This is a genomic window from Frankia sp. AgKG'84/4, assembly GCF_023242965.2.
Lineage (GTDB): Bacteria > Actinomycetota > Actinomycetes > Frankiales > Frankiaceae > Frankia.
Genome location: NZ_JALKFU020000321.1, coordinates 1 through 5,979 on the forward strand (window position 1 = coordinate 1; position 5,979 = coordinate 5,979).

Sequence of the window (5,979 nt, forward strand, 5' to 3'; positions counted from 1 at the left end):
GCGCTCGCCCGACTCACCGGGGCGGAGCCCGGCCCCGGCCCCGGTACTGGTGGGGCCCCCGGGCCGGTGCTCGGCCCCGGCCCTGGCCTGGAGGTCAGCGCGGATCCGGTGGTCATGACGCCGGGCGGGCCCATGGTGATGACGGAGTTCCTCCGCACCCGGGCGGTCGAGGCGGTCGTGCACGGGCTGGACCTCGGCGTCGAGCCGGAGCGGCCGGCGCTGCGGCTCGCCGCCCGGCTGGTCGCCGAGCTGTTCGCCGCGCGGGTCCCAGGCCACGCGGTCGAACTGCGGATACCGCCGTTCGCCGCCGTCCAGGTCGGGGCGGGGCCTCGTCACACCCGGGGCACGCCGCCGAACGTCGTCGAGTCCGGCCCCGTCCCTTTCCTGCTGCTCTGCACCGGCCGGCTGAGCTGGGACGAGGCGATCGCCGACGGCCGGATCACCGCCAGTGGCGAGCGCGCCGACCTCTCCGAACACCTGCCGCTGCTCTGAGGGCGCCTCCGGGCGCGGTGCCCGGTGGATGTCCGGTAGGTCCGGTTGATGCGGCAGGTCCGGCAGGCGCCCGACGAGTAGCAAGGGCCGATGTGCGTCGTCGCTGCTAGCGTGGACATTGGTTGCTGCCGGGCGAGGCGGTGGCCGGGGCCCGCCCGCGGCGCGTCCCGTCCCCGCGGTGGACGGGTTCGGCGCGGACGTGCCATCCGGCGCCCGCCGCTTCCTGCCGGTGTCCCTGACCAGTCGAGGAGTCCTCGTGTCAGACGTCGCCGCTCGCAACGGCTCTCCCCAGACGTGGTCCGAGCTGTCCGATGATCCTGGACCTCGGGACGCCTGCGGCGTCTTCGGCGTCTGGGCTCCCGGTGAGGATGTCGCTAATCTCACCTATTACGGACTGTACGCGCTGCAGCACCGCGGCCAGGAGGCGGCCGGCATGGCCGTGGGCGACGGCCGCACCGTCGTCGTCTTCAAGGAACTCGGGCTCGTCGCGCAGGTCTTCGACGAGGTGAAGCTGTCCAGCCTCAGCGGCCACGTCGCGGTCGGCCACACCCGCTACTCGACGACGGGCTCGTCGACCTGGGAGAACGCCCAGCCGTCCTACCGCACCGCCCGCTATGGCGGGCCGATCGCGCTCGGCCACAACGGCAACCTCACCAACATCGTCCAGCTGGCCCGGGACCTCGGCGCCGGTCGGGACCGCCTGCGGGCGACCACCGATTCGGACCTCATCACCGCGATGCTCGCCGATCATCCCGGCCCGACCCTCGTCGACGCCGCGATGGCCGTGCTGCCCCGGCTCGCCGGGGCGTTCTCGCTGGTCTTCTCGGACGCCTCGACCCTGTACGCGGCCCGGGACGCGCACGGCATCCATCCGCTCGTGCTCGGCCGTCTCGCCGAGCATCCTGACGGGGCCTGGATCGTGGCCAGCGAGACGGCGGCCCTCGACATCGTCGGCGCGACCTTCGTGCGGGAGGTCCAGCCCGGCGAGATGATCGTCATCGACGCGGACGGCGTGCGCTCGTACACCTTCGCCGCCGCCAATCCGCACGGCTGCCTGTTCGAGTACGTCTACCTCGCCCGCCCGGACACCGCGATCGCCGGCCGCTCGGTGCACGCCACCCGGGTCGACGTCGGCCGCCAGCTCGCGCGGGAGGCTCCGGTGGACGCCGATCTGGTCATCCCCGTGCCGCAGTCCGGGGTGCCCGCCGCCGTCGGGTACGCGGAGCAGTCCGGCATCCCGTTCGGCGAAGGGCTGGTGAAGAACTCCTACGTGGGACGCACCTTCATCCAGCCGTCCCAGACGATCCGCCAGCGCGGGATCCGGTTGAAGCTGAACCCGCTGCGCGAAGTCATCGAGGGCCGCCGCCTGGTCGTCGTCGACGACTCGATCGTGCGTGGCAACACCCAGCGCGCCCTGGTACGGATGCTGCGCGAGGCGGGCGCCGCCGAGGTCCACATCCGGATCTCGTCGCCGCCGGTGCGCTGGCCGTGCTTCTACGGCATCGACTTCGCCACCCGCTCCGAGCTCATCGCCAGCGGGGCGGGGATCGAGGAGATCCGAGCCTCGCTAGGCGCGGACTCGTTGGCCTACGTCTCCCTGGACGGCCTGACCGAGGCGTCGCACCAGCCCGCCGGGTCCCTGTGCCGGGCCTGTTTCGACGGTGAGTACCCGGTGCCGCTGGCCGAGACCGACAAACTGGGCAAGCATCGGCTGGAGGAGAGCGGCGGGGCGCGCACCACCGCGGAGATGATCGCCGAGGCGATGCGGCGCGAGGTGACGCTGGGCATGAACGGCGCCGATCCGTCCCCGGACGGGCACGACGCCGACCTGGCCGAGTCGAGGCCGGTATGACCGCGGGGGAGCGGACGTCCTACCGTGCGGCCGGAGTCGACGTCGTCGCGGGTGACCGTGCGGTCACCCTGATGCGTGGGCATGTGGCCCGGGCCACCCGTCCGGAGGTGGTGGGCTCGCTCGGCGGGTTCGCCGGGCTCTTCGCCCTGGACACCAGCCGGTACCGGCAGCCGCTGCTCGCGTCGTCCACGGACGGCGTCGGCACCAAGATCGCGATCGCCCGAGCGCTCGACATCCACGACACGGTCGGCATCGACCTGGTCGCCATGGTCGTCGACGATCTCGTCGTCTGCGGGGCCGAGCCGCTGTTCCTGCTCGACTACATTGCCTGCGGCAGCCTCGTGCCCGAACGGATCGCGCAGATCGTCGCCGGGATCGCCACGGGCTGCGAGCAGGCTGGGGCTGCCCTGGTCGGCGGGGAGACCGCCGAGCACCCCGGGCTCATGGGTAGCGACGACTACGACCTGGCCGCGACCGGGGTCGGGGTCGTGGAGGCCGACGCCGTGCTGGGGCCAGAGCGCGTCCGGCCCGGGGACGTGGTCGTCGCGATGGCCTCATCAGGCCTGCACTCCAACGGCTTCTCGCTCGTACGGCACATCCTGTGCGGTCCCGTCGATTCTGACCGGCCCGGCGGGGTCTCAGCGGCCGCGGCGGCCGGGCTCAGGTCGTACGTCCCGTCTTTGGGCGAACCGCTGGGCAGTGCCCTGCTCGCCCCGACCCGCATCTACGCCAAGGACTGCCTGGCGCTGGCCGCGGCCGTCGAGGTGCACGCCTTCGCCCACATCACCGGCGGGGGGCTCGCCGCGAACACCGCCCGGGTGATTCCCGCCGGCCTGGTCGCGACGATGGACCGGGCGACGTGGTCGGTGCCGCCGATCTTCGCGCTCCTCGCGGAGCGGGGCGAGGTCGCCCAGCCGGACATGGAGAACACGTTCAACCAGGGCGTCGGGATGGTCGCCGTGCTCGCGCCGGAGGCCGCCGGGGACGCCTTGGCGCTGTTGGCCGAGCGTGGCGTGCCGGCATGGCTCATCGGCTCCATCGGCGAAGGGGGCTCCATCGGCGAGGCCGGCTCCATCGGCGGCGCGGGCTCGACCGGCGAGGATGCCTCGGCGGCGGGCAACGGTTCAGGGGGCGGCACGGCACGCAAGGCTGCTGGTGAGGGCCGGGCATCCGCCGGCGCTCGGCTGATCGGACAGCACCCGGCCTGACGACGTCAATCGCCCCCACCGGTAACCAGAGTGACCACAGGCAGCCGCCGCCAGGCCCGCCCCGGGGGAGCACCGGCCGCCTACGGCACCGTGGGTGGCCACCCCCTGCCCGAAATGTCCGTGCGTTGCGTGGGAGCGAGGCTTCCTGTCGCTTTGAACGGGCTCCGCGTCCGATTTATCCCTGCGGGAAGAAGGGGAATCGGCCCGGCTACGCACAGCTGGCGGAAGCTCGTCGCAGTGGGTGATGCCGGGGCGGGCGAAGAGTCGGATGAGTGCCCGCGGCCCGCCCGAGACCAGCACACGATGATCGCCACGGTCCCTTTGGGCGGATAAGGCGGGCAGCACCCCGGACGAAGAGACCAGGGCGGCGTCTAACTCAAAGATCCACGAGAAGCCGCGGCTTCTGCCCATGACGGACGGGCGGGGCTGCCTCTAGCAGGCTCGCGGGCAGCACGGCATAGACCAGTGTCGGACCATGCCTGTACGCCGCGTCAGCCGGCTAGGCCGGGAGCGCCGCGACCTGACAGTGATCGCCCAGGCCGGAGCCTGGGCGACTGCTGTCGGCGACGACACCGCGGTGAGCCCTCCGCGGCGGGACGATCATGGCGTGATGCTGCTCAGCGGGAGGAACGGCGTTCGTCCTCATCGTCTGCGTAGGCGTCATAGCCATAATCGTCATCTGTATGCGATTCGTCGCTGGTGCTCTCGCGCGTCGAGCCCGCGCCCAGATCCGCCTTCAATCGGTCGAGATCCATATTGGGCGAGTTGTACTTGAGCTCGCGGGCGACTTTCGTCTGCTTGGCCTTAGCTCGGCCGCGCCCCATGGCTCGACCCCCTCGAACATGACGACGGGGACCCGCCCCGGTGCTCTCACTGTCTCGTGCTTCCCGAGACTACAGGGACCGGAGCCCTCTCGGCACGCCAACCCGACAGTTGCCTGTCCTCGGACAAGATGTCCACGATCGGAAGCGCTGCGTGAAGCGGCCTGTCCGGCGGTTCACGTGGGGATCGGGGCCGCTCGGCGGGCCGGCTGGGACAGGGCAAACCCCGATCCAATGTGGCGACCGTCACTTTTTTCGGCCCCAGGGAGCCGGCGCCCCCGGGCCGCCTCGGCACCCGGAGGTTGCCAGGGGCGTCCGAGCCCCTCGCGGCAGGTCCGATCGGGACGCCCGGGAAGGCTGCTCAGAGCGCCGTGGGGCGCGTCGGTGGACCGGGCGGCGCCCGATGGATGCGGCAACCCGGACAGGCCCACTGAAACCGCTCCTACGGCAACAGGAGGCGGCGCAGGCGCCCCACGTCGGCCATCCGGCGCTCGGCGAGCCGTTCCGCCGCCTCCACCGGCGTCACGCTCTCGTCGTCCGCGAGCCGGAACACCTCGGCGGTCGTGTCGAGGATCTGGCTCGCCCGGGCCCGTGCGCGCTGCGGCGAGTACCCCTCGATCTCGTCGGCGACCTGGATGAGACCGCCGGCGTTCACCACGAAGTCGGGCGCGTAGAGCACCCCGGCGTCCGCGAGCCGCCGGCCGATCGCGGGCGTGGCCAGCTGGTTGTTGGCACCGCCGCAGATGACCGACGCCCGCAGCCGGGCAACGGTGTCGTCGTTGAGGGCCCCGCCCAGCGCGCAGGGGGCGTAGACGTCGAGGTCGAGATCCAGCAGCTTGTCCGGATCGTCGACGATCTCCACCGTGGGTGACTCGGCGGCGAGCCGGGCCAGCGCCGAGCGGTCGACGTCGGTCGCGACCACCGAGGCGCCGTCGTCGACGAGATGCCCCGCGAGCCGGCGGCCGACCTTGCCGACCCCGCTGATCCCGACCCGTCGTCCGCTCAGGCTCGGCGTTCCCCACCGGTGTCGCGCGGCGGCACGCATCCCCTGGAACACCCCGAAGGCGGTCAGGACGCCGGAGTCCCCCGCTCCGCCGTGCTCCGGGGAGCGGCCCGTCACCCAGCGCGTCTCGCGGGCGATGACGTCCATGTCGGCCACGTACGTGCCGACATCGCAGGCGGTGATGTATCGACCGCCAAGCGAGGCGATATGGCGGCCGAAGGCCCGCAGCAGTGCCTCGGATTTGTCCCGGGTCGGGTCGCCGATGATGACCGCCTTGCCGCCGCCGAGATCCAGCCCGGCGCAGGCCGCCTTGTAGGCCATCGCCCGGGAGAGCGCGAGCGCGTCGGCCAGGGCGGCGCCGTCGTCGTCGTACGGGTGGAAGCGGGTGCCGCCCAGGGAGGGACCGAGCGCGGTCGAGTAGACCGCGATGATCGCGCGCAGGCCGGTGGCTGGATCCGAGCACAGCAGCACCTGTTCGTGCTCGCGCACGGCGCCGAACAGCGATGACATCACGCACCTCCTGGCGACTGGCCGACCTGGCCGCGCACCGGACTGCGCGCGGCCGGACCGGTCCCGCCGAGCGGGCCCACCGCGGCGCGCGGC

Annotated in this window: 5 protein-coding genes; 3 read left to right on the forward strand and 2 right to left on the reverse strand. The window is 72.5% G+C overall.

Annotation, left to right across the window (positions count from 1 at the left end):
* From MXD58_RS17990 to purM, 3 genes are all read left to right on the forward strand, one after another.
* A partial coding sequence (locus MXD58_RS17990; protein WP_250609616.1) for a sterol carrier family protein occupies positions 1–492 on the forward strand: 492 nt, incomplete at its 5' end.
* Between the two features lie 256 nt (positions 493–748).
* Positions 749–2,344 (forward strand): amidophosphoribosyltransferase, encoded by a 1,596-nt coding sequence (purF, locus tag MXD58_RS17995; RefSeq protein WP_248840152.1) that lies wholly within the window; start codon positions 749–751, stop codon positions 2,342–2,344.
* Positions 2,341–3,552 carry a phosphoribosylformylglycinamidine cyclo-ligase gene (gene purM, locus MXD58_RS18000; RefSeq protein WP_248840153.1) on the forward strand — a complete coding sequence of 404 codons (1,212 nt, stop codon included), beginning with the start codon at positions 2,341–2,343 and terminating at the stop codon, positions 3,550–3,552. The genes purF and purM overlap by 4 nt, the downstream gene beginning before the upstream one ends.
* 617 nt (positions 3,553–4,169) lie before the next feature.
* On the opposite strand, the gene MXD58_RS18005 is transcribed toward purM, so the two are convergent.
* Positions 4,170–4,376, reverse strand: coding sequence for a DUF3073 domain-containing protein (locus MXD58_RS18005; RefSeq protein ID WP_248840154.1), 207 nt, complete (start codon positions 4,374–4,376; stop codon positions 4,170–4,172).
* Positions 4,377–4,815: 439 nt separating this feature from the next.
* Positions 4,816–5,886 (reverse strand): Leu/Phe/Val dehydrogenase, encoded by a 1,071-nt coding sequence (locus MXD58_RS18010; RefSeq protein WP_248840155.1) that lies wholly within the window; start codon positions 5,884–5,886, stop codon positions 4,816–4,818.
* Between the last annotated feature and the right edge of the window lie 93 nt (positions 5,887–5,979).